The organism is Ochrobactrum sp. SFR4 (genome assembly GCF_019730395.1).
GTDB lineage: Bacteria > Pseudomonadota > Alphaproteobacteria > Rhizobiales > Rhizobiaceae > Pseudochrobactrum.
This window is the reverse complement of record NZ_JAAPBB010000001.1, coordinates 75583-98743: the sequence shown is the minus strand read 5'-3', so window position 1 is coordinate 98743 and position 23161 is coordinate 75583. Positions and strand designations below refer to the sequence as shown.

General features: G+C 53.2%; 22 protein-coding genes. 10 read left to right on the top strand and 12 right to left on the bottom strand.

The window, feature by feature from the left end:
- Positions 1–16: 16 nt before the first annotated feature.
- The 3 genes from HBA93_RS00370 (at position 17) to tdh (ending at position 3418) form a co-directional block, all read left to right on the top strand.
- The gene (locus HBA93_RS00370) at positions 17–1099 is read left to right on the top strand and encodes an NAD/NADP octopine/nopaline dehydrogenase family protein (RefSeq protein WP_221722176.1); all 1083 of its coding nucleotides are present in this window, start codon (positions 17–19) and stop codon (positions 1097–1099) included.
- An 86-nt stretch (positions 1100–1185) separates the two neighbouring features.
- Positions 1186–2373: a glycine C-acetyltransferase gene (locus HBA93_RS00365; RefSeq protein WP_116086659.1), complete on the top strand. Its 1188-nt coding sequence runs from the start codon at positions 1186–1188 to the stop codon at positions 2371–2373.
- A 10-nt stretch (positions 2374–2383) separates the two neighbouring features.
- Entirely contained in the window at positions 2384–3418 is a 1035-nt protein-coding gene (gene tdh, locus HBA93_RS00360) for an L-threonine 3-dehydrogenase (protein WP_121993938.1), read from the top strand.
- Positions 3419–3499: 81 nt separating this feature from the next.
- On the opposite strand, the gene HBA93_RS00355 is transcribed toward tdh, so the two are convergent.
- Complete coding sequence (locus HBA93_RS00355; RefSeq protein ID WP_221721949.1) at positions 3500–4159, bottom strand: TetR/AcrR family transcriptional regulator; 660 nt, start codon at positions 4157–4159, stop codon at positions 3500–3502.
- 146 nt (positions 4160–4305) lie between these two features.
- Between HBA93_RS00355 and HBA93_RS00350 the strand changes: the two genes are divergently transcribed.
- The 7 genes from HBA93_RS00350 to HBA93_RS00320 all read left to right on the top strand — a co-directional run bounded on the left by HBA93_RS00350 (position 4306) and on the right by HBA93_RS00320 (position 11785).
- The gene (locus HBA93_RS00350; RefSeq protein WP_121993940.1) at positions 4306–5817 is read left to right on the top strand and encodes an ABC transporter substrate-binding protein; all 1512 of its coding nucleotides are present in this window, start codon (positions 4306–4308) and stop codon (positions 5815–5817) included.
- Positions 5818–5996: 179 nt separating this feature from the next.
- A complete protein-coding gene (locus HBA93_RS00345) occupies positions 5997–7001 on the top strand; it encodes an ABC transporter permease (RefSeq protein ID WP_022709497.1) in 1005 nt (334 codons plus the stop codon).
- A gap of 5 nt (positions 7002–7006) precedes the next feature.
- Positions 7007–7861 carry an ABC transporter permease gene (locus HBA93_RS00340; RefSeq protein WP_221721948.1) on the top strand — a complete coding sequence of 285 codons (855 nt, stop codon included), beginning with the start codon at positions 7007–7009 and terminating at the stop codon, positions 7859–7861.
- Between the two features lie 53 nt (positions 7862–7914).
- A complete protein-coding gene (locus tag HBA93_RS00335) occupies positions 7915–8274 on the top strand; it encodes a RidA family protein (RefSeq protein WP_022709499.1) in 360 nt (119 codons plus the stop codon).
- Between the two features lie 40 nt (positions 8275–8314).
- Entirely contained in the window at positions 8315–8677 is a 363-nt protein-coding gene (locus HBA93_RS00330; protein ID WP_022709500.1) for a Rid family hydrolase, read from the top strand.
- A gap of 31 nt (positions 8678–8708) precedes the next feature.
- On the top strand, positions 8709–10469 hold the full coding sequence (locus HBA93_RS00325) for an ABC transporter ATP-binding protein (protein ID WP_221721947.1): 1761 nt from the start codon (positions 8709–8711) through the stop codon (positions 10467–10469).
- Between the two features lie 113 nt (positions 10470–10582).
- The gene (locus HBA93_RS00320; protein ID WP_221721946.1) at positions 10583–11785 is read left to right on the top strand and encodes a cyanate transporter; all 1203 of its coding nucleotides are present in this window, start codon (positions 10583–10585) and stop codon (positions 11783–11785) included.
- 9 nt (positions 11786–11794) lie between these two features.
- On the opposite strand, the gene HBA93_RS00315 is transcribed toward HBA93_RS00320, so the two are convergent.
- The 11 genes from HBA93_RS00315 to HBA93_RS00265 all read right to left on the bottom strand — a co-directional run bounded on the left by HBA93_RS00315 (position 11795) and on the right by HBA93_RS00265 (position 23036).
- Positions 11795–12478, bottom strand: a complete 684-nt coding sequence (locus HBA93_RS00315) for a phosphoribosyltransferase (protein WP_122092311.1) — start codon at positions 12476–12478, stop codon at positions 11795–11797.
- Positions 12465–13646 carry an amidohydrolase gene (locus HBA93_RS00310; protein ID WP_221721945.1) on the bottom strand — a complete coding sequence of 394 codons (1182 nt, stop codon included), beginning with the start codon at positions 13644–13646 and terminating at the stop codon, positions 12465–12467. Before HBA93_RS00310 ends, HBA93_RS00315 begins: the two co-directional genes overlap by 14 nt.
- A gap of 5 nt (positions 13647–13651) precedes the next feature.
- A complete protein-coding gene (locus tag HBA93_RS00305; protein WP_221721944.1) occupies positions 13652–15433 on the bottom strand; it encodes an adenine deaminase in 1782 nt (593 codons plus the stop codon).
- Entirely contained in the window at positions 15430–16356 is a 927-nt protein-coding gene (locus HBA93_RS00300; RefSeq protein ID WP_221721943.1) for a nucleoside hydrolase, read from the bottom strand. Before HBA93_RS00300 ends, HBA93_RS00305 begins: the two co-directional genes overlap by 4 nt.
- An 8-nt stretch (positions 16357–16364) precedes the next feature.
- Positions 16365–17387, bottom strand: a complete 1023-nt coding sequence (locus tag HBA93_RS00295) for an ABC transporter ATP-binding protein (RefSeq protein ID WP_221721942.1) — start codon at positions 17385–17387, stop codon at positions 16365–16367.
- Complete coding sequence (locus HBA93_RS00290; protein WP_075654281.1) at positions 17380–18177, bottom strand: ABC transporter permease; 798 nt, start codon at positions 18175–18177, stop codon at positions 17380–17382. Before HBA93_RS00290 ends, HBA93_RS00295 begins: the two co-directional genes overlap by 8 nt.
- A complete protein-coding gene (locus HBA93_RS00285) occupies positions 18174–19001 on the bottom strand; it encodes an ABC transporter permease (protein ID WP_022709509.1) in 828 nt (275 codons plus the stop codon). The genes HBA93_RS00290 and HBA93_RS00285 overlap by 4 nt, the downstream gene beginning before the upstream one ends.
- A gap of 110 nt (positions 19002–19111) precedes the next feature.
- A complete protein-coding gene (locus HBA93_RS00280; RefSeq protein ID WP_221722175.1) occupies positions 19112–20128 on the bottom strand; it encodes an ABC transporter substrate-binding protein in 1017 nt (338 codons plus the stop codon).
- 5 nt (positions 20129–20133) lie between these two features.
- A complete protein-coding gene (locus tag HBA93_RS00275; RefSeq protein ID WP_221721941.1) occupies positions 20134–21183 on the bottom strand; it encodes a LacI family DNA-binding transcriptional regulator in 1050 nt (349 codons plus the stop codon).
- Positions 21184–21285: 102 nt separating this feature from the next.
- On the bottom strand, positions 21286–22419 hold the full coding sequence (locus HBA93_RS00270; RefSeq protein ID WP_221721940.1) for a sterol desaturase family protein: 1134 nt from the start codon (positions 22417–22419) through the stop codon (positions 21286–21288).
- Entirely contained in the window at positions 22416–23036 is a 621-nt protein-coding gene (locus HBA93_RS00265; protein WP_221721939.1) for a phosphatase PAP2 family protein, read from the bottom strand. The genes HBA93_RS00270 and HBA93_RS00265 overlap by 4 nt, the downstream gene beginning before the upstream one ends.
- Positions 23037–23161: the final 125 nt, after the last annotated feature.

The following is a 23161-nucleotide window of genomic DNA, read 5'->3' as shown; positions in this document are numbered from 1 at the left end:
TGAGGAACAAAAAACTATGCGGGTAGGGATTATTGGCGCCGGATCAATCGCGTTTGGTATGGCAGCATTTCTGGAACAGGCAGGCCACACAGCTATTCTTTGGTCACCATCGGGTGAGCGCACAAAAGCGCTGACCGCAGGGGAGGCGCTGACTGCTTCCGGTGCTGTGATTGGCACATTCCGGCCGCAGGTGGCAGCAGATGCGCGTGCACTGGCCGAAGGTTCTGATGTGCTTGTGGTGGCTCTGCCTGCCTACGGGCACAAGGCGGTGCTCGATGCTGTGGCACCTTATATTCGTACGGAACAGAGTGTTATTATCAGCTCTCATGCCTCCTTTGGTGCGCTTTATCTGTCCCGCCTTCTGGCTGCGCGTGATATCAGCGTGCCGGTCATTGCGTGGGGAACTACGGTTGTCTCAGGCCGTCAGCTGAGTCAGACGGAAGTGAATGTGAACACTGTACGCAAACGTATTGATCTTGCGACAGTGCCGGAGTCTCGCAGCGCAGAAGGGCTGGCGCTCTGCCAGACACTGTTCGGGGATCGTTTCGTGGATCGTGGCAGCCTGCTGGCCATCGCTTTGTCCAATCTCAATCCGCAAAACCACATGGGTATTGCACTGGGGAATATGACCCGTATGGAACGCGGTGAAAGCTGGAGTCAGGGGCAGAATGTAACACCGAATGTCGGACGTCTTCTGGAAGATTTGGATCAGGAGCGCATCAATGTTGCTACTGCTCTGGGGCTGCAAGTGCGGACAATCTTCGAGCATTTCCATCTTTCATTTCATGTTCCTGTCAGCTCGATTTCGCAGATGAATCAGGAAATGCATGCCGCAGGCAATGGCGGTTCCGGCCCGACCACAGCGGACAGCCGCTATGTCACGGAAGATGTGCCGTTCGGTCTGGTGATGACTGCCAGACTGGCTCGCCTTGCAGGTAAGCCTGCCGAATTGCATGAGGCAGGCGTTAAAATCTTCTCGGCAATGTACGGACGGGATTTTACTGCTGAAAACGATCTTTTGAACGCATTGAATATGGATGCGCTTTCCCTGTCTGACCTGACCGGACTTTGCAAAAATGGTTATGCAACCGGTCAATAACTGATCTGCATTCTGTCTGCCCTGCATCGGAAAAAACTGATAAAATGCGGGGCAGATGCCGGTATAATTGTGAGAGAGCTTCAAGCATGACACATGATTTTCTTCGACATCTCCGTTCCGAGCTGGATGGCCTGAAAACATCCGGCCTGTATAAAACCGAGCGTATTATTACCTCCAAACAGGCCGGTGAAATCGAAGTGGCCTCGGGAGATCGCGTTCTGAATTTTTGTGCCAATAATTATCTCGGACTGGCGGATAATGAAGAACTGACAGAATCTGCGAAACAGGCGCTCGACCGTTATGGCTACGGCATGGCCTCGGTGCGTTTTATCTGCGGGACGCAGGAAGAGCACAAACAGCTGGAAGACCGGATTTCCTCATTCCTCGGCATGGAAGATACTATTCTTTATTCTTCCTGTTTTGATGCGAATGGCGGGCTTTTTGAAACGCTGTTCGGTGAAGAAGACGCAATTATTTCTGATGCGCTGAACCATGCCTCGATTATTGACGGTATCCGTCTGTCGAAGGCAAAACGGTTCCGTTACGCCAATAATGATATGGCTGCGCTTGAAGAAGAGCTGAAGAAGGCGGAGGGTTCCCGCTTTAAACTGATCGCCACAGACGGCGTGTTCTCGATGGACGGGATTATTGCCAATCTGCAGGGCGTTTGTGATCTCGCGGACAAATATAATGCGATGGTCATGGTCGATGACAGCCATGCGGTTGGTTTTGTCGGCAAAAATGGTCGTGGCTCTGCTGAATATTGCGGCGTTGAAGGACGGATTGATATTATCACCGGCACACTCGGCAAGGCGCTTGGCGGTGCATCCGGCGGTTATACATCTGCCAAGGCTGAAACTGTGGAATGGCTGCGTCAGCGCTCACGGCCTTATCTGTTTTCCAACACACTTGCGCCGGTTATTGCTGCGGCATCGCTGAAAGTTTTTGATCTGATTGAAAACGGTGCGGAACTTCGTGCCCGTCTCGCTGCGAATGCAGAATTGTTCCGTCGTGAAATGACAAAGCTCGGCTTTACACTTGCCGGAGACGGCCACCCGATCATTCCGGTGATGCTGGGTGATGCGGCACTGGCACAGGAAATGGCCGCACGAATGCTTGAAAAAGGCGTCTATGTAACCGGCTTTTCGTTCCCTGTGGTACCGAAAGGTCAGGCGCGTATCCGTACACAAATGTCGGCAGCCCATTCGGAGCAGGATGTACGCAAAGCTATTGCGGTCTTTGAACAAACCGGCCGTGAATTAGGCATTATCTGAGGGAACTCCAATGACGAATATGATGAAAGCCCTGGTGAAAGCAAAGGCAGAACCGGGTCTGTGGATGGAGCGTGTTCCTGTTCCTGAGATCGGCCCGAATGATGTGCTGATTAAGGTCAAAAAATCCGCAATCTGCGGCACGGATGTGCATATATGGAACTGGGATCAGTGGGCGCAAAACACAGTGCCTGTGCCGATGGTTGTCGGTCATGAATTTATGGGCGAGATCGCAGAGATCGGCTCGGCTGTGACCAAATATAAAGTCGGCGAGCGGGTTTCGGGTGAGGGGCATATTGTGTGCGGCAAGTGCCGCAACTGCCGTGCGGGTCGTGGCCATCTGTGCCGCAATACGCTTGGTGTAGGTGTGCACCGCGCGGGTTCTTTCGGAGAGTTCATCTGCCTGCCGGAATATAATGTGGTGGCTATCCCGGATGAAGTGCCGGATGAAATCGCTGCTATTTTTGATCCTTTCGGCAATGCTGTGCATACGGCTTTGTCTTTCGATCTGATCGGCGAGGATGTGCTGGTTACCGGTGCAGGCCCGATCGGCATCATGGGGGCAATGGTTGCCAAACGTGCGGGCGCGCGCAAGGTTGTCATCACCGATATCAATCCGGTGCGGCTGGATCTGGCCAAAAAAGTCGGCATTGATTATGTGGTGGATGCCTCAAGAGAAAATCTTGATGACGTCATGAAATCCATCGGTATGACAGAAGGCTTTGATGTCGGGCTGGAAATGTCCGGTGCTGCACCTGCATTCCGCGATATGATCGACAAGATGAATAATGGCGGCAAGATCGCTATTCTCGGTATCGCCCCTGCCGGTTTTGAAATCGACTGGAACAAGGTCATTTTCAAAATGCTTAATCTGAAAGGTATTTACGGGCGGGAGATGTTTGAGACCTGGTACAAGATGATCGCCTTTGTTCAGGGCGGGCTTGATCTGTCTCCGGTTATTACCCACCGCATCAGGATTGATGAATTCCGCGACGGTTTCGAAGCCATGCGCTCCGGCAATTCCGGCAAAGTGGTCATGGACTGGTAAATACGGCTTACGCATTTTATGCTGCCGTCAGATTTTAGCGATCTGACGGCAGTTTTTGTTTTAAGATACTGTATGAAAGTCTTATTCAGCGCCTAGTCTCAGATATTTCTCAATCATATCAACAACGTGAAGACGGCGCGTGCGGATATTCTCCTCTGAGGATATATCGACGCCAAAAGTAACGGACAGCGTATATTGGCTGGAAAGATACATGAAGCTGAGAGAGACGATAGAAATATAAAGCTGGGTGGCATCGATCCCCGAGCGGAATATTCCTGCCGCAACACCACGGTCGAGTTGTGTCTGGATCGACTGAATAAACGGGCGTGACGAGCGCGGTATGCTCGGGATGGTACTGATGAACTCTCCCTGCAACAGGTTTTCGCCAAGTACGAGTTTGATAAAAGCGGGGGTGTCCCGCATATAATCAAAGGTGAATGCGGTCAGGGTTTTAATCGCATCCATCGGGTCGCGGTCGAGTATGCTCAGCTCCGCTTCCCTGCCGCGCAGCTGGTTGTAAACCTGTTCCAGAGCCGCTTTATACAGCGTCTCTTTGTTCTGGAAATAATGGTAAAGCATGCGGATATTACAGCCTGCACGCTCGACAATACGCGATGTGCTGGCACCGCTCAGGCCATATTCGCAAAATTCAACAATGGCTGATTCGAGAATAGCCTGGCTTGTGGCTTGGGCATTGCGCGAGCGCACAGCTTTGGAAGTGCTTATATCCACTTTACTCATTCTGTAATCCTCCGACGCTCTGACATTTCAGACCGTATATTTACGCATTTTGCAATGAGGGCAATTGACAAGAAAGTAAGTAATAGCTTACTTATTTAAAAAAAACTACTTCTTGTCACGCATGACATAAAAAGAGGAGGGGAAAGATGATTAAGGGAATTAAAAAGGCCCTGCTGTTGGGTGCTGCACTGGCTGTCAGTGTTGCGGGATCACCGGCACAGGCTCAAAAATCTGATCAAATCACTGTTGCGATTACCGAAGGTGTGACGGGTTATAATCCCTATGCGGATTCCGTTGTGCTGATCGGTTCGATCTGGTGTCAGATTTATGGCTGCCTGACGCGCTGGGATTTTGAACAGGCAAAATTCGTTCCGTTTCTGGCAGAGAGTCTTGAGCCTGAAGATGACCTGAACTGGATCCTGACTCTGCGTCCGGATCAGAAGCGTCATAACGGAGAGCCGGTTGTTATTGCAGATGTGATCCATTCGATGGAGCGCGCGCGGAACGACCCGCAGAGCATGTCTCAAGCCTCTGTCCAGTATATTAAAAATGTTGAAGCGCTTGATGATCTGCGTATGCGGATTACAACAACGCAAAAAATCTCCACGCTGCCGAATTATCTGGCATTCATGCAAATCACATCCAAATCCATCTATGACAAATACGGCGCGCAGGAAGCTGATCGTCAGCATCCGATTGGTGCAGGCCCGTATAAATTGGTGGAAGTCGGTATCGGCAGCCATATTGTGATTGAGCGCGTGGATGGCCATCCGATGGTCAGTGAGACAAATCCGAAGCGCATTCTTTACCGGATGATGACCGAGCCGGAACAGCGTGTGACCGCGCTGGCCAATGGAGAGGTGCAGATCGCGCAGGGAATTCCGCCGCAGCTGATAAACCGCGTGCAGCAAATGTCGAATGCGACAGTTGAAATGGTCGATTCCGCAGAAGCTATGTTCATTGCCATGAGTCCTGAAACCAAGCCATGGGATGATGCACGGGTGCGTAAAGCGGTATGTCATGCAATCAACCGTGAAGGTATTGCCCGCGCTATTCTCGGTAATCAGGCAACCTTACTGAACGGACCGGTCGGCGCAGGTCAGCTTGGCTATGACGCAGATTACAAAACACCGTTTGATTATAATCCGGAAAAAGCAAAGAGCTTGCTGGCAGAGGCCGGTGCAACCGGTGTTGCGGTTGATCTTTACACGCCGGTAGGACGCTATATTGCAGACCGCCAGATTACCGAGGCGATTATTCCGATGCTGGAAGAGGCGGGCTTTAAAGCAACGCTGAAGACACCGGAATGGGCAACTCTGTGGACGAATGTACAGCGCGGCGACACACCATTCTATTATATGGGGCGCGGCAATATGCTGGATCCGTCCCCTGCGCTGGCGCAATATTTTGAAACCGGTGCATCACCGCGTCTGAAATATTCCAATGCGGAAGTCGATAAGCTGCTGCAGGCCGAGCGTGAAGAATTTGACTTCACCAAACGGGTCTCCATGCTGAATAAAGCCATGGTGACAATCACGGAAGACGCTCCGGCTTGTTTCCTCTGGCTGCACCGACTGGCATGGGGTGTTTCCAAAAGCATCGATTTCAAACCGAGCAAAGCCGACCGCGTGAACGGCTGGGAAATCCACCTGCGCTGATTTCCGATGCGGATTTTCTGAAACCGGATAAGGGATATTCCTGTCCGGTTTCGGGAGCCGGCCGATCCGGTTGCACTGATCAGACTATGTACCCGTCTTTTTAATATTGCGTATTCCGCAGCCGGAAGTTTGCTTCCGCTTTGCCGTGGCATGCTCCGGTCAATTCCCGAGGATTTTCCATGTTGGGCTATACGCTGAAGCGCGTGTTGGGCACAATTCCTGTGCTCTTCATGGTGACACTTTTGATTTTTGTACTGATAAAACTCGCACCCGGCGATCCCGTGGATATGCTGGTCAGCGATGAGGTAACTGAAGAGATCCGGCAGAATATCCGTATTGCCTGGGGGCTTGATCAGCCTGTCTATATTCAGTATTTGACCTTTATCAAGAATGCACTGATGGGAGATCTGGGAGAATCCTTCCGCTATCGCGAACCTGTCATGGATCTCATTTTACAGCGTTTGCCGGCCAGTATTGAGCTTGCCATCTATTCCACACTGCTTGCCGTCATTCTGGGATTGCCGCTTGGTGTCTGGGCTGCCAGCAAGCCGAACTCCTTTGTCGATACGATCGGCTCAATCGGCGGATTTTTCGGTATCAGCCTGCCAAATTTCTGGCTGGGGATTCTCCTGATCCTGCTCTTTGCAGGTATGTTCAATCTCCTGCCATCGGGCGGGCGTGCAACATGGGGCATGGATGTTCCGGCTATTACAGGCTTCCTGACAATCGATGCGTTACTCGCAGGGCGCTGGGATGCGCTGTGGGATGCAGTGCGGCATCTGACATTGCCGGTTATCGTATTGGGCACCAATATGGCGGGCATCATCATGCAGATTACCCGTGCATCCGTGCTGGAAAATTTGCAGGAAGATTACGTCATGACCGCTCGAGCCAAAGGTATGTCGGCGCGTGTCGTTTTGTGGCGCCATGCTTTCCGTAATGCTCTGATTTCCGTTGTCACCATCATCGGGCTTGAATTCGGCACACTCATCAGCGGCGCGATCATTGTTGAGACGGTCTTCTCTTGGCCCGGCATCGGCTATCTGCTGCTGCAGGGCATAACCTTCCGCGATTTTCCGCTGATTACCGGCCTTGTCCTCGTCTACACCTCGCTTTTCGTTTTCATTAATCTCGTGATTGACATGATTTACACGATTGTCGATCCGCGTATCCGTCTGAGGTAATGCCGATGACTTTTCGCTTCAGTACAGAAAAACTCACAGAGATTGTCAGAACACCGAAAGCTGTTTTTGGTTTGGGTGTTGTCAGCCTGTTGTTGATCGCCAGCCTCTTTGCCCCTTTGCTGGCACCGTTTGATCCGAACAAGCAGGATCTGATGCTGGCTTTGATGCCGCCGCAACCGACCGGCCCGCATTTTCTCGGAACGGATCATGTCGGACGGGATCTGTTAAGCCGCATCATTTACGGCTCGCGCGTTTCACTGATTATTGCTGTTGCCGTGGTTATTTTCTCCGGTCTGGTTGGTGTCACACTCGGCGTGGTTTCCGGCTATTACGGCGGTCGTGTTGACTCTGTCATTCAGAAATTTCTGGAGGTCGTCTGGGCTTTCCCGCCCTTGCTGCTGGCGATTTCCATTGTCGCTTTCCTTGGCCAGAGCCTCGGCATTCTGATTATCGCGCTCGCCTCACAACGCTGGATTCCCTATTGCCGTCTGGCACGCGCCGAGGCACTGAGCTTGCGCGAACGGGATTTTGTTGTGGCCGCTAGGTCTCTCGGTGCGCGGGACGGTCACATCCTGTGGAAACATATTCTGCCTAATCTCATCCAGTCATCCCTGATTGTCGGTACTTTCGCCATGGCGACAGCGATTATTGCTGAATCAAGTCTCAGTTTTCTGGGACTGGGTGTGCCTGCATCAACACCGACATGGGGCGGAATGCTGGCGGATGCGCGCTCTTACATCAGCACATCCTGGTGGATGGCATTCTTCCCCGGCCTTTGCATCTTCACCACGGTGCTGGCCATCAATCTGCTTGGTGATGTTCTCAGAACGCATTTTGATCCTCGTCTGAGCACGAGATGATCTGAACTTCGTTATCCAAAAATTCTGTAACTTAAAAAGAAGGAACAACTACTTTGGTCGAACGTATTGAAATCTCAAAGACTGATGGCGCTCTGAAAAGCATGGCCGTTGTTCATAATGATATGGTGTTCTTGTCCGGTGTGCATGCAACCGACACAAGCGGCGATATCAAAGAGCAGACGAGGGAAGTGCTGCAGAAAATTGACCGGCTTCTGGAAACCGCAGGCTCTGATCACAAATCCATTTTCGTTGTTCATATCTGGCTGAAAGACATGCGCTATTTCGGCGCCATGAATTCTGTGTGGAATGAATGGGCTGACCCTGCCAACCCGCCGGCACGTACCTGCGTCAGCGGAGAGCTCTACCGTTCCGATGTGCTCGTGGAAGCTGTTGTGATTGCTTATCGCAGCTAAAACACAGACCGAACTCAAGCCTTAAGAACTGGAGAACCCTATGGAACTGAGAGAGCTTGGCCGGATCGACGGAGCAGGACATCAGCCGAGAATATGTCTCGGAAAAGCATCCGACAAACTGGCTTCGGTCTGTCTGACAGCACCGGATAAAGGGGGAGATGTCAAAGACCAGTCTTTGCAGATCCTGAATATTATTGATGACTATTTTCAGAGTGTCGGATCATCGCGAAAAGACATTCTGATGGTGCAGGTCTGGCTGTTCGATATCAGCGAATATGACGCTTTTTGCGAAGTGTGGAATGACTGGATTGATCCTGAAGGTGTTCCGGCATTGTCGGTTGTAACGGGACATGCGGCACGGCGTGACTGCGCCGTGGAAATTCGCGCTTACGCTGCTTGCTGAGACCATAAAAGCCTGTTTGCCGGAGATTATGATGACCGAAAAATTGCTCGAAATTTCTGACCTCGCTGTAAAGTTTAAGGGCATGGATGCCACAACTTTTGCTGTGAAAGGCATAGACCTTGCCATCGGGCGCGGGGAGATCGTGGCGCTGGTCGGTGAGTCCGGCTCCGGCAAATCGGTAACGGCCAAGTCGGTGATGCGGCTGGTCGGATTTATGGGCGGCACAATCACCGGCGGGCAGGCGCTGCTCTATGACAAAGCGGGACAGAGTGTTGATCTCTACGCGATGGAAGAAAAGCAGGTGCAGGCGCTGCGTGGTGATCGCATTGCTATGATCTTTCAGGAGCCGATGACTTCGCTTAATCCGGTTCTGACGATTGAGGCGCAACTGGCTGAGGTTGTTATCAGGCACCGGCAGGTGAGCAAGACTGAAGCGGGGCGTCTTGCATTGGAGGCGCTTAATCAGGTGCGCATTCCGGAAGCCGAGCGACGGTTGAAGCAATATCCCCATGAGCTGTCAGGCGGTATGCGCCAGCGTGTGATGATCGCCATGGCCATTCTGTGCAAGCCGGATTTGCTGATTGCTGATGAACCGACCACGGCACTGGATGTGACTGTGCAGGCGGAAATTCTGGCTCTGCTGAAAACTATTCAGCAGGAAACCGGCATGGCCATTCTGCTGATTACCCATGATATGGGGATCGTGGCCGAGATCGCCGACAAGGTTGTGGTGATGCTGAACGGAGCAATTGTTGAAAGAGGAGAGGTTCACGCTGTTTTCAACAATCCGCAGCATGAATATACCCGCCGCTTGCTGGATGCAGCACCCAAGCTTGGTGAGATGCGCGGTAATGATGCCTTTGTCGTTGAGAAAACATCGGATGCTGTACTGAGTGTGCGCAATCTCGTGACACGGTTTTCTGTGCGTCAGGGCATGTTTCAGCGCGTTGTTGCCAATGTTCACGCGGTGGAAAATGTCTCCTTTGAGCTGCGGGAAAAAGAAACCTTATCACTGGTTGGCGAAAGCGGTTGCGGTAAATCCACGACCGGCAAAGCGATCATGCAACTGATACAGGCCAATAGCGGTGAAATATGGCTGCAGGGGCGTAAACTGGGAGATATGAATGCCTCGGATATGCGTGAAACACGTAAACGTATCCAGATGGTTTTTCAGGATCCTTATGCGTCTTTGAACCCGCGTATGACAGTTGCGCAGATTGTTGCGGAACCGTTGCATATTCATGGTATGGGAACTGCCGCTGAAATACAGGCACGGGTTTTGCAATTGCTGGACAGGGTGGGGCTGACAAAAGCACATGCAGACCGCTATCCGCATCAGTTTTCCGGTGGTCAGCGGCAGCGTATCTGCATTGCTCGCGCATTGGCTCTGAACCCGAAGGTGATTATCGCCGATGAGCCGGTTTCCGCTCTGGATGTGTCCATTCAGGCGCAAATTCTGGACTTGCTGGAGGAAATTCAGGAGGAATATGCCATTTCCATCCTTTTCATTTCCCATGATATGGCGGTGGTTGAAAAAGTCAGCGATCGCATCGCGGTCATGTATCTGGGGGAGATTATCGAGATCGGCCCGCGTGATGCTGTCTTGAGTTCACCTGCACATCCTTATACGCGGCGTTTGCTGGATGCGGTGCCGATTGTGCATCCGGAGAAGCGTCGTGAACGCAAGCTTTTGTCCCGTGAGCTCAAAAGCCCGATCCGTCCGGTTGGCTATCAGCATGAGGCAATTCCGCTGAAGAGCGTCGGCTTTGAACATTACGCACGTATCAGCTGACATATAAGACAAGATTCCGGTAAAGCAGGCAGTTTTTCAGGGCGCTATGAGCGGGGTGCGTGGCTGCCTGCTTCACTATGCCTGCAGGCAAAACGATCAGGAGAAAGACGAATATGAAGGGAGGCAGAAATTATATTTTCCTGATGGCTGTTATTGTTGTGGCACTTAATCTCCGGCCTTTTATTGCGGCTATCGGCCCTCTCGCAGAAGATATCAGTCACGCAACCGGACTGAGCCATCACGGTATGGCGCTGTTGACACTGATACCTATGGCGCTGATGGGCTGTGTAGCATTTGCCGGTCCCGCATTGTTACGCACAGGTGAGATGCGCGGCATTCTTCTTGCGGCGCTGACCTGTATCACTGTCGGTACTTTGATGCGGCTGACTGTAACCACAGGGCCTGCATTGCTGATGACCGCAGCAATTATCGGCCTTGGCGTTGCGGCGGTGCAGGCGCTTTTTCCTGCAATTATCAAGCAGCGTTTTCCCGAGCATTTCGCCAATATTATGGGGCTATATTCCGCTATGCTACTGGCAGGCGGCGCGCTTGGTGCGCAATTGTCGCCTGTCATTGTGCAGCTGACCGGAACATGGCAGGCAGGCTTAGGTTATTTTGCAATCCTGGGACTTCTTGCAACTGTTCTGGTATGGGCGGTACTTCCTGCTTCTTCTTCAGTTCAGACCGGTAAAAGCCTGACAAAATTGTTCTCTCGTCCACGGACATGGTTGCTGATGATTGCATTCGGGCTGGTGAATGGCGGCTATTCATCCGTCATAGCCTGGCTTGCGCCTTATTATCAGGAAGCGGGGTGGAGTGTTACGGCAAGCGGTAGTCTGCTTGCCGTCATGGCGCTGTGTCAGGCTGTTTCCGCTCTGATTATGCCTGCTTTGGCGCACGGCAACAGCCGAGATCGCAGACCATGGCTGTGGCTGGCGCTGGCGATGCAGTTTACAGGATTTGCCGGTTTTTCTTTCGCACCTGCAAGTGCTCCGTTTCTTTATGTTGCTCTTGTCGGTGCCGGACTGGGGGGCTGTTTTTCACTGCTGCTGGTGGTGGCTCTGGAGCACATTCCTGACCCGTTACAGGCCGGAGCGCTTTCCGCAGTCATGCAGGGCGGGGGCTTTTTGCTGGCAGCCCTGCCGCCTTTGATTGTTTCCGTGCTTCATGAGCAGACCGGAAGTTTTGCTGCGGGCTGGAAATGGCACATGGTCAGCATTGCTATTGCGGCAATCCTGACCAGGCGTCTTGATCCTGAAACTTACAGTCCCGCTATGTTATTGCTGACTGAGCCCGTGAATGCATCGGACCTGTAAACGGCCTTGTCAGGCGGCGATTATCCAGCCGCCGTTGTCACCATGCTTCAGCATCGGTGTGGTGAAGCAGCCGCGTGTCATCTCTGCAAATTCAGTGCCGAGTTGCTCAAGCGGGGCACGCCAGCGCTGGGTTTGCAGCATAGCCGCACCGATAACAACCGGCTTAAGCGCACGGGAGTTCAGCAGATTGAGCGCCGCCACAATCGAAGTGCCGCTGGAGATCACATCGTCAACCAGAGCAATACGGCGACCATCAAGCAGTGGCAGCATACGCGGATCGATATAGAGCCGTTTAATCTGATCCGGTGTGGTGATGGAAGACAGCGGTACTGAGAGTTCTTCCTCATACCAGAATTTGCGCGAAGTCCCCAAAGGCACATAGCGGCTGTGGCCGAGTTTGCGTGCTACTTCACTGGCAAGGGTCAGACCCAGTGTCGGCAGGCCGACGATCACATCCGGCTCAAAGGCTTTGAGTTTAGTGGCCAGATCATCAGATAAAGCATCGACTACATCAAAGGCTGCCTGATTGACGATCAGAGATGCCAGCGCGTGTTGTTTATCCGAGAGAGGACGGATCGGCAGTTGCAACTGACGGCCGTCATCCAGCGTGGCCGGAAAGAAAGTCTCGTGTACGCCCTGCACATCAAATGTTTCAGGTGCATAGAGCTTTTGCCAGAATTCATGCGGTTGCATCATGGTCTCCTGACAATTCCTGCTCCACAAGGCGTGTCCAGAAACGCACGCCGTGTTCAATGGCATCGTCATTGAAGTCATAGGCAGTATTGTGATGCAGAGCACCGTCTACAGCAGGGCCGTTGCCGAGCCATACATAGCAACCCGGTGCCTCACCGGCGAAGAAGGCGAAATCATCACCTGCAGTCGAAGGCGGGAAACTGGTGCGCACTTTGCTGCCAAACACATCCTGTGCTGCACGTAATGCACGGGCTGTGGCGTCGGCATTGTTGACGACCGGCGGGATGCGGCGGATAAACTCATATTCGGCAACAATGCCATACATCATCGCAGTACCCTGCGCGAGACGGCCGATTTCCGTCTCAAGCTGATCACGGACATGCGGGGTATAAGCACGGGCCGTACCGCCGATTTCTACAATATCCGGAATAACATTAAGCGCCTTCGGATCACCCGCCTGCAAAGAGCAGGCGCTGACGACAGCCGGTTGCAACGGATCGACCACGCGGCCGATAATTGTCTGCAATGAGGCGATGAAAGTAGCCGCTGCCGTGACCGGATCTTTGCCGAGATGCGGCTTGGCACCATGGGTGCCGGTGCCGCGGAAGGTGACGCGCCAGCTGTCGGATGAGGCAAGTTGCGGGCCTTCAACCACAGCGATTTCATCAGGATCAAGGCCCGGCATATTATGCAGGCCATAGACAGCATCGCACGGAAAAAGGTTGAACAATCCTTCTTCAACCATGCGCTTGGCGCCACCACGCCCTTCTTCCGCAGGCTGGAAGATGAAATGCACAGTGCCGGAGAAGTTACGGCTTTTGGCCAGAGCGCGGGCTGCACCCAGCAAAAGTGTGGTGTGGCCGTCATGGCCGCAGGCATGCATTTTACCGGCGAATTTTGATTTATAAGGGCGATCCGCCACTTCCGGCATTGCCAGCGCATCCATATCGGCGCGCAGGCCAATGGTGCGGGTGCCGTTACCAATTTGCAAAGTGCCGACCACGCCTGTGCCGCCAAGACCGCGATGAATGGTGATACCTGCCTCTTCCAGAAGTTTGGCAACAATATCCGAGGTGCGCTCTTCTTCAAAACCGAGTTCAGGATGCGCATGCAGATTGCGGCGCAGCTCGGTCAGAAAAGCAATGTCGTCGAGGATAGGGTCTGTCATGGGTATTACTCTGTCACTTGCAAAATAGGGGAGGCCAGCACTTGTCCGGTTTTAACATCGGCAATGCCCTGATCAGTCTGGTGCGGACCGGCATTGCAGGCCAGTGTTGCACCAAAACAGGCTTTGAAAATGAGATAAGGCGGCTGCCAGTCGACCACATCATCCATAGCTGTGCGCAAAGCTGCAAACTGTGCGGCGACATCGGCCAGCGATGCCTCAGACACCAGGCCGGAGACTGGCAATGGCAGCAGAGCGGTGACTTTGCCATTTAGTGCAACAGCCATGCCGCCACCGGCAGCAATCACCGCATTGGCTGCGAGTGCCATGTCTTCTTCGTTGCCGCCAAAGACTGTGAGATTATGGCTGTCATGGGAAACTGTGGTGGCGAAAGCACCACGCCAGCTGCCCCATTCACGCAGAAAACCAACGCGCGGTTTCTCCTCTGCACGACCATGGCGATGGGCAACAGCAATCATAGTTGCACCTTGCGGCGGTACTACAAAACCATCGGCGACTTCCGTTTCCGCTTGTCCCCATTGGGTAAAGCGCGGGCGGTCAATGGTTGCCACAACAACACGCTTGGCATCGCTGCGAACGCGGAAATCATCGGCGCTTAATGCACTGATCTTCATGGACTGCAGGAACTCACCGGCACTGGTGCTGGTGAGGGCATGTGCGAGAATGCCGTTTTCAGCAGCTACGGTACCGTTGGTCATCACGGTCTGTGCAGTGAAGTCGGACAGGTTGTCGAAGATCACAATATCCGCACGGCGCCCTGCTGCAATCAGACCAAGGTCATCGCGGCCAAAGCGGCATGCTGCATTGAGCGTTGCCGCCTGCAATGCCCATTCCGGCTTCATACCGTAGCGCACGAGGCGGCGCACCACATCATCCAGACCACCGGCATTGAGCAGATCGTCGGGGAACACATCATCCGTGCAGAGTGTCACTGTTTGCGGCAGATGGCCGAGGCGGTTCAGTTCCTGCACAAATTCCGGCAACAGATGGTCGTGGGAGCCGCGCATCTCAATGGTGAGACCGGCGCGCAGTTTTTCCATCAGATCATGGCCGGAAACCAGCTCATGATCGGAGGTCACACCCGCAGCCATAAAGGCCGCGAGATCAGAGCCGGTGAGGCTGCGTGCATGGCCGCAAACCGGCTTGTCCGCTGCCAGCCCCGCATGGACAATGGCACTCATGCGCGGTTCGCCGTCAATGACATTGCGCATGGTCATGACCTCGGCAATGCCGCCGATTTCAGGGCGCGCCAGCAGGTTATTCAGCACGTCAGCGTCAAAATCTGCACCGGCCAGTTCCAGCCCCGGTGCGGATGGCACACAGGAAGGTGCCAGCATAATGGTGCGCAGCGGCAGATCACGGGTTGCCGCAATTGCCCAGTCGACACCGGCTACGCCATGCACATTACCGAATTCATGCGGATCCCAGACAATGGTTGTCACGCCACGCGGCACCACGGCATTCGCATAGGTGGCAGGGGTGATCATCGAGCTTTCAATATGCATATGCGTATCGATCAGACCCGGTGTGATATAACCGCCTTTGGCATCAATGATTTTTGCCGCATCTTTGCGGCTGTCCGGTGCATGAACGGAGGCAATCAGAGCGCCGGTAATGCCGATATCGGCACGGCGATGTTCGCCGGTCACCATATCAATGACGGTGCCGTTGATGATCAGGCAGTCAAATGCTTCCGCACCGCGCGCCGCAGCAGTTGCTCTAAGGCGCAGTTCAGGAGAACTCAGATCAAAAGGTTCTGCACGTGTCATGATTTGGCTGCCTCTGTCCTGAGGGTGTCGAGGATAATGCCGAGAATAGCTTCCGCGTTGCCGTCAGCTGCATAGGCCGCGTTGAAGGCGGCATGGCTGGAACGGGTTTCTACCACGGTGCGGCCGCGTGTCATCGAGCCGCAAAGTTCCGCACCAATGAACGCCCTGTCAAAACGTACCAGATCAGGACGGGCAAAAGCCACAGCTGCTGCCGGATCATAGAGCGCCATGGCTGTGCGGCCGCGCGAGATCGCAATATTGATAAAACCGCCGGTCATATCGGCAATCAAAGCGGCATTGGCACCACCGGCTGCACGGATCGGATGCACATCATCCGGTGTGGCGAGAATTTTACGGCAGAAATCAAGCTCTACCATTTTCAGTGGCAGCTCATGGGCAAGTACAATTGCCAGTGCTTCCGGATCGGCAAGAGCGTTGAACTCGGCTGAGGCCGTGTGGTTGCCTTTGCCAACGCCGCCGCCCATCCAGACCAGTTCGTCAATTCGTGCCGCCAGATCGGGGCGTGCCAGTGCCAGCGCTGCAATATTGGTGAGAGGGCCAAGTGCAAGAACGCGCTTGGTGCCGCAGGTATTTTCCAGCCAGTTACACAGGGCGGTGAAAGCACAGCCCTGTGTATTATCTTCACAGACGGGTAAGTTCAGACCGAGTGTCGGAATGCCGGTTTCACCGAGAATTCCGGCGGCAGTTTCAATCTCCGCCAGAACCGGTTTGTGTCGCCCGCGATAGATCGGAAAATCCCAGCCGAAAACCTGTGTCGCACCCGCCGCATTGCGGCAGACCTGACCAAGCTCCGTATTTCCGAAAATGAGAGATACACCGTCGATTTCAAGACCCAGATGTTTCACCACCAGAATGGCAGCGATATCATCAAAGCCCATATCCGTATCAATCCAGACACCCATACTGAAATTTACTCCCGCTCCAGAATTGCCGCCTGATCAATTGGCAAATCAAAGGCAACCTCATCGCCCAGTGCATAGGCAGGCAATGTGGCATCAACATCCGCTTTGACAGAGCCGAATGGTGTTTCCAGCACATATTCACGGGTGTTACCGGCAAATGCGGCGCCGCGCACAATACCTTTGAGCGGACCGGAACCAAGCGTGACGATCTTCGGGCGGAACGCCAGACCGGCAGCTTTCGGCAGTGGTGCATTGAGCGGCACTTCAGCAGTTTCGGAATAGAGTTTGCCGTCGCGGATCGCATAGACATTCTCGAAGCCGACAAAATCCGCCACAAAGCGCGATGCTGGATGATTATAGATCTCTTCCGGTGTGCCGATCTGTTCAATCGCACCGGCACGCATCACGACAATACGGTCGGCGAGCGCCAGCGCTTCTGCCTGATCATGGGTCACGAAGACCATGGTGACGCCGGTTTCCTGCTGCACGCGCTGCAATTCAGTGCGCATGTCGAGACGCAGACGCGCATCCAGATTGGACAGCGGCTCATCAAGCAGCAGCACTTTCGGTTCCATCACCATTGAACGGGCAAGGGCAACACGCTGCTGCTGACCACCGGATAATTCTGGCGGCTTACGGTCAGCGAATTTGGCCAGACCAACGGATTTCAAACCGCTTTCAACTTTCTGGCGCAATTCATCACCCTTGATGCCTTTGAGTTTGAGACCAAAAGCAACATTGTCGAACACGGTCAGATGCGGGAACAGCGCATAGGACTGAAACACCAGCCCGATTTCGCGTTTATTGGCGGCAACACGGGTAATGTCTTTGTCGTCAAGACGGATAGTACCGCCTGCCACATCCATCAGGCCTGCAATCGCACGCATGGTGGTGGTTTTACCGCAGCCCGAAGGGCCGAGCAGCGCCAGCAACTCACCTTTGTTGATTGTGAGATTGAGCTTATCCACGGCTGTGGTGTTGCCGTAACGAAGTGTCAACTGGTCGAGAGTAAGAAAGGCTTGATCAGACATAGCGGGAGAATCCTAGGAAACGTTCTGCGAGAAGGACAATGCCCATGGACAGAAAAGCAAGCAGAGAGGAGAGGGCAGCGATGGAAGGGTCAAAAACGATTTCCATATAGCCCAGCATATCGATTGGCAGGGTGCGCACACCGGGGCCGGAGAGGAACAGTGACACCGGCACCTGATTGAAGCTGGTGACAAAACCGAGAATGAAAGCGGAAAGAATACCGCCTTTGATATTCGGCATCACCACGCGGAAGAACGCACCGGCGCGCGAGCAGCCGAGCAGCACAGCCGCTTCTTCCATATCGGAACGCAGATTATTGAGGCTGGCAGACACCACGCGTACTGCATAAGGCAGCACCAGTGCTGTATGCGCCAGAAACAGCGCCAGCGTGATGGACATACCAACCGGCACCACGAAATAACGCAGCAGCGCCAGACCGACGATGATACCCGGCACAATGATCGGCGAAGAGACGATTGTGCGCACAGTTTCAGAAAACGGCATGTCATAGCGTGCCATCGCATAGGCTGCCGGTACGCCGAGTGCCAAAGCCACCAGAGTGCCGCCGACCGCCAGAACCATGGAGGTGACGAAGCTCTGCTGGAAACTCTCGATAGTAAAGACCTTATAGACCCATTTCAGCGAGAAACCCTGCGGCGGGAATGCCAGTGTGTCACCGGCTGAGAAAGAAGCGGCAACGATGATGAGGAACGGGCCGATCAGAAAGACAATGACGAGCCAGAGAACCAGATTGGCCGGATTAATCAGCCGTGAAAGCAAATTCGAGTTCATTTTTTGCCCTTCACTGTCGCAATACGCTTCAGAAGAATATTAGCGGCGAAACTCATCACCACGAGAATGAGTGCGATAACGCTGGCCGCAGCAAAATTATTGGATACGGTTACATGCTGATAGAGCAGTGTTTCCAGCATCAGAACCTTGGAGCCACCAAGAATGGCCGGTGTGATATAGGCGGTGAGCGAACCGGTGAAGACCAGTGTGCCGCCAACAACCAGACCTTCTTTGGTCAGCGGCAGAATGATTTTCCAGAAAACGGTAAACCAGCTTGCACCGAGCACGCGGGCTGCAGGCACCACATCTTTCGGCAGATTTTCCAGCGCACTGATCAGCGAGATTACCATCAGCGGCAGAAACAGCTGCAGCAGACCGATGAAGATCGCGGTTTCGGTGAACAGAATACGCAGTGGCGCATCGCTTAAACCCACAGCCTGCAATGCCTGATTGATAATACCGGTGCGGCCGAGAATAACGATCCACGCATAGGTACGGGCAACCGGCGAGATCATCATTGGCAGCATGATCAGACCGATCATCCGGCCTTTGGAATTGGCAGGCAGGCCGACAATCGCCCATGCGGTGGCATAGCCGATAATCGCGGCGACAACGGTTACTTCCAGCCCCAGCCGCAGGGTACGCCAGAACACGGTGCGGTTCATCGGCTCGGAGAAGAAATCAATCCATGGGGCAATTGTCCATCCTTCTGTCGATCTGAAACCTTCAGACAGCAGAAGAATAACTGGGACGAGGAAGACAAGTGCCGCGAAAAGCGCTGCCGGCAAGGCCAGCCACATGGCTTCGGTGCGGTTGTTGAACATAAGCTTTCCTATAAGACAGGTGGCCTAACCGGAGGCGGGATAATGCATCAAAAAAGAAAGCTGCCCGTGAACTGCAAATGTTACGGGCAGCTGCTGTTATTTGGGCCGGATTACTGGCCGATTTTGGCGTTCCATTCTTTCAGCCATGTGTCACGGTTGTCGAGAACGACATCAGACGGAATGAGCTGAAGGCTTTTAGCGGTTTCTTCGCCATAGGTAATGTTCTCAGCAACTTCGTCAGAAACCTTAACTTCCTTATTGGCAGGGCTGTCGACCAGCTTTTCAGCAATTTTGGTCTGAATTTCTGTTGAGAGCCAGAAGTCCATGAATTCCAGCGCCAGATCACGGTTCTTGGAATCTTTGGCAACGACCATCACATTCATGCCGCCGGTCTGGCCTTCTTTCGGTGTTGCCCAGCCGAGCGGCAGGTCAAGTTTGGTGAAAGGCGCCCAGGAGAAACGGCCGATTGGCGCTGCCCAGATTTCTTCCTGCTGCATCAGCTGCACGAGCTGCGAGGATTTGACGTAGAAAGTCACGATATCATCGGACTTTTCACCAACCGCAGCAATGGCGTTTTTCAGATCAGCTTCATTATGACCGAGGGATTTTTCCAGCATGTAAAGCGCTGTCGGGCCCTGATTGGTGGTCACATTCGGGAAAGCGATATGCGGTGCATATTCAGGCTTCAGCAGGTCTGCCCAGGATTCGATCTTCATCTTGTCGGTGCGGTAGACGATCGAGGTTGCGTAGAATGTGTAACCAACGCTCATGCCGTCTTTGTTCGGGTCTTTGGCAATATCGTAGAGCTTGTCAAAGTTGGACAGTTTGGCTGTGTCGATCTTGTCGATCAGACCGGCACGGGAGGCTTGCAGCGCATCCGCCATGGAAACAACAGCCATATCCACAACAGGGCTGGCTTTGTTGGCTTCCATTTTGGCCAGACGCTCTACGCTGTTGCCGGTTTCAACAACCAGTTTACAGCCACATTTTTCTTCAAAAGGCTTGTAGAGGATTTCTTTGAAATCATCCTGCGCAAAAGCGTAAACCGAAATGGTCAGGGTCTTGTCAGCGGCGTAAGACGCTGTGGTCAGAAGCGCCAGTGTGGATGCGGCGATGAGTTTCTTCAGCACTTTTAAAGTCCTTTTGCGGAAGTGGATGAGGATAGAATAGAACGGCATGTTTGGCGGGTAATCAGCGTCATTGGTACACGGGATGTGCCGAATGTCGGCACCGGCCCTTTGCGGCTTTCACTTTTGCCTTCAATAGCTTGCACCAGTGAAGCAATGGCAATTTCACCGATACGCGGCAAATCCATGCGCACGGTGGAAAGAGCAGGCGTAATGCCCGACGCCCAGAACAGGTCATCAAAACCAATAACACTGACATCATCCGGCACACGGTAACCACTGTGATAAAGCTCGGTCATCGCACGCAGGGCATGCACATCAGACACGGCGGCAATGGCCGTTGTGCCGGATGCAATTTTCTCATTAAGGCCGAGATGGGCGCCTTTGCCGAATTCAGCCTCGTGATGTTCGATCCACAGAACATCAATGTCTGTTTGTCTGCCTAATCCAGCACGAATACCGCCCAAACGGTCATTTTGCACGATAGAGGCCGGATTTTTGCCGATCAGCAACACTTTACGATGCCCGCCGGACACCAGATGCTGACCGACCAGTTCGCCGCCCTGCCAGTGATCCGCCGCAACCGTATTGCCAGGCGTTGAAGGGCTGTCGATCACCGCGACAGGAATATCCAGATCCGCAATGCGGGTGCCAAGACGCGGTACGATCACCAGACCATCGACACCATATTCAATCAGGCGGTTGATCGCCTCAGTCTGCAGACTGACATTAGCACGGGAATCCGCAATCAGAATACCATAACCGGCTGCCGCTGCCGCAGCTTCAATCGCCTGAGCAATCTGCGGAAACAGAGGATTGGCAATATCCGGCAATACCAGACCCAGCACACTGTTGCGTCCTGTGCGTAAAGCCCGCCCTGTATGGCTCGGGACATAACCCATCTGGGCAGCTTTTGTTTTAATGCGGGAGATAAGACTGGCCGATACGCGTCCTTTGCCGGACAAGGCATTGGACACCGTTGCAACTGACACGCCAAGAGCCTTAGCGACATCGCTAAGATTGACCGTTTGTTTTGGTTGCAGGGAATCGGACATAAGACGATCTTGATTAAACGATTAATCATCTTTCGATACGGCTTCTTCGCCGGAGAGTCAATGCGGCGGATACGGATGTTTTTACCGGATAGGTTGCAGGGATTATTTCAGGGTGTCAGCGCTGTTGATTGTGGCAGTGCGCCCCCAGCCTAATAATACTGCGGTACTGTGTGCGGCTAAGGCAGCCATAAAAGTCATCCAGAACAGGCCGTGCCATTGAAAGTAGAGGGCAAAACTGAGCAGCATCAGCCATGTAATCGCAAACCAGCCTAGAACTGCCCATTGTCTGCCCTCGCTGATACCGCCTAAAGCAATGGAGCCGGTTGCGAGGAAAATAAACAGCAAAGCCTGTTCTGTGACAGATTGACTAAGCTGATAGCCATAGAGCCAGATATAGCCGGTGACGAGCGCAAACAGGATGATCGCGCCGCTTAAGATAATAAAACCGGAACTGACAAAATCCGGCGCTTTCTGTTGTTTTTTCTCTCTGCGTGCCTGCAAATATTGGCGGAAAGGCTCATTGCTGGCAACAAACGGGTTATGAGAAGACTTGTTACCTTTTACGCCATAGGCGAAATCTGTTTCGGGCAGATCCGGGCGATAAGTGCCGAACAATTTGTCCCAGAACACAAAACTTCCTGCATAATTCGAGTCTGAATAGGCTCTGTCATCCACATGATGGATGCGGTGATGCGCGGGTGTGACCAGAATATATTCCAGAAAACCAAGCCTTGGTGTGAGAGCGCTGTGGTTCATCAACTGAATGGCATAATGCAGCACCGAAACCGTGATGAAGACGGACAGCGGAACGCCCAGCAGTGCCATGGGAATAAAGAAAGGAATGGAGGCGAGGGAGGAATACCATGAATTACGCACGGCCAGCGACAGATTGAAATGCTCTCCCTGATGATGCACCACATGCACGGCCCAGAGCAGCGCGAATTTATGATGCAGACGATGCAGCCAGTAAAAGCAGAAATCCCACATCAGAATAGCAAACAGCCACAGCCAGACCGGTGACCACTCCGACACAATATTCAGGCTGAAATTTGCAACGATAAAACCATAACAGGCAAGTTCCAGACCACGAAACAGCCAGAGCATCAGATGGCCGGAATTCAGGTTGAACACCACATCATGCCAGTCGATTTTTTCCTTGCCTGTTTTGCTCAGGATAATCATTTCACTGAGCACAAGGATAATCAGCAGAAAAATCGGAAAGGTAATAGCGATCATGTGGCGCGCCTCACAGCCATTTCCGCTCTGATATTCAGCACCCGTTGCGTGAGCAGGCCTGCACAAACAGCCAGAGCCGCACCGCCGAGCAGGTCTACAAATTGGTGGCGATGTAATTGCAGAATAGACACTGTAATCGCTGCGCCCCACAGTGCTATAACGGTACTGCGCAGAATATGTGTTCTTTGCCAGAGCGCGCAGACTGCCAGCATTGTGAGCGTCACATGCAGGGATGGCAGGCAGTTCTGCAATGAATCATATTGGATCAGCAATTTCAGAACCGAGGCGCTGAATGTATCCTGTGTAACCGGCGGAAACTGCATTGTTGTTGGCCAGAAAGTGAAAATGATCCCTGCGCCTAAGGCAGAAAGCTGCATGGATCTGGCCAGCCAGACCAACCGTGTTTGCGGGCAAAACAGATATGCCAACGCCACCAGCGGGAAAAAAGACAAGTATAGCCAGATGGCATTTGGGTCGAAATCAAACCACAGATCAATTGCGGACGGCTGCAGCATGATGGCCAATGCCTGATCCTGACTGCTGGTCAGGCTGTAAATCAACCCGACAGCACCCCATCCGGTCAGCATAGTCCAAAGGCGCAAATACAGCGAATTCATCCGGTCTCCTGCTCATTTCCCGTCTGCGAAACATGGTCTTTCGCTGAAGCACAGACCCGTTAAATAGCCTGACTTTGCCATCATTGTCACTAAACTCCGTTACAAAACGTCTCTTGACGGAGACG

What these genes read in the sequence shown, in the direction of transcription:
- HBA93_RS00340 (WP_221721948.1), top strand. Translation starts at nt 7,007, where the DNA reads ATGACTTTTCGCTTCAGTACAGAAAAACTCACAGAGATTGTCAGAACA.
- HBA93_RS00300 (WP_221721943.1), bottom strand. Translation starts at nt 16,356, where the DNA reads ATGGGTGTCTGGATTGATACGGATATGGGCTTTGATGATATCGCTGCC.
- HBA93_RS00310 (WP_221721945.1), bottom strand. Translation starts at nt 13,646, where the DNA reads ATGACAGACCCTATCCTCGACGACATTGCTTTTCTGACCGAGCTGCGC.
- HBA93_RS00295 (WP_221721942.1), bottom strand. Translation starts at nt 17,387, where the DNA reads ATGTCTGATCAAGCCTTTCTTACTCTCGACCAGTTGACACTTCGTTAC.
- HBA93_RS00290 (WP_075654281.1), bottom strand. Translation starts at nt 18,177, where the DNA reads ATGAACTCGAATTTGCTTTCACGGCTGATTAATCCGGCCAATCTGGTT.
- HBA93_RS00345 (WP_022709497.1), top strand. Translation starts at nt 5,997, where the DNA reads ATGTTGGGCTATACGCTGAAGCGCGTGTTGGGCACAATTCCTGTGCTC.
- HBA93_RS00320 (WP_221721946.1), top strand. Translation starts at nt 10,583, where the DNA reads ATGAAGGGAGGCAGAAATTATATTTTCCTGATGGCTGTTATTGTTGTG.
- tdh (WP_121993938.1), top strand. Translation starts at nt 2,384, where the DNA reads ATGACGAATATGATGAAAGCCCTGGTGAAAGCAAAGGCAGAACCGGGT.
- HBA93_RS00285 (WP_022709509.1), bottom strand. Translation starts at nt 19,001, where the DNA reads ATGTTCAACAACCGCACCGAAGCCATGTGGCTGGCCTTGCCGGCAGCG.
- HBA93_RS00275 (WP_221721941.1), bottom strand. Translation starts at nt 21,183, where the DNA reads ATGTCCGATTCCCTGCAACCAAAACAAACGGTCAATCTTAGCGATGTC.
- HBA93_RS00370 (WP_221722176.1), top strand. Translation starts at nt 17, where the DNA reads ATGCGGGTAGGGATTATTGGCGCCGGATCAATCGCGTTTGGTATGGCA.
- HBA93_RS00325 (WP_221721947.1), top strand. Translation starts at nt 8,709, where the DNA reads ATGACCGAAAAATTGCTCGAAATTTCTGACCTCGCTGTAAAGTTTAAG.
- HBA93_RS00365 (WP_116086659.1), top strand. Translation starts at nt 1,186, where the DNA reads ATGACACATGATTTTCTTCGACATCTCCGTTCCGAGCTGGATGGCCTG.
- HBA93_RS00315 (WP_122092311.1), bottom strand. Translation starts at nt 12,478, where the DNA reads ATGCAACCGCATGAATTCTGGCAAAAGCTCTATGCACCTGAAACATTT.
- HBA93_RS00265 (WP_221721939.1), bottom strand. Translation starts at nt 23,036, where the DNA reads ATGAATTCGCTGTATTTGCGCCTTTGGACTATGCTGACCGGATGGGGT.
- HBA93_RS00350 (WP_121993940.1), top strand. Translation starts at nt 4,306, where the DNA reads ATGATTAAGGGAATTAAAAAGGCCCTGCTGTTGGGTGCTGCACTGGCT.
- HBA93_RS00270 (WP_221721940.1), bottom strand. Translation starts at nt 22,419, where the DNA reads ATGATCGCTATTACCTTTCCGATTTTTCTGCTGATTATCCTTGTGCTC.
- HBA93_RS00330 (WP_022709500.1), top strand. Translation starts at nt 8,315, where the DNA reads ATGGAACTGAGAGAGCTTGGCCGGATCGACGGAGCAGGACATCAGCCG.
- HBA93_RS00355 (WP_221721949.1), bottom strand. Translation starts at nt 4,159, where the DNA reads ATGAGTAAAGTGGATATAAGCACTTCCAAAGCTGTGCGCTCGCGCAAT.
- HBA93_RS00305 (WP_221721944.1), bottom strand. Translation starts at nt 15,433, where the DNA reads ATGACACGTGCAGAACCTTTTGATCTGAGTTCTCCTGAACTGCGCCTT.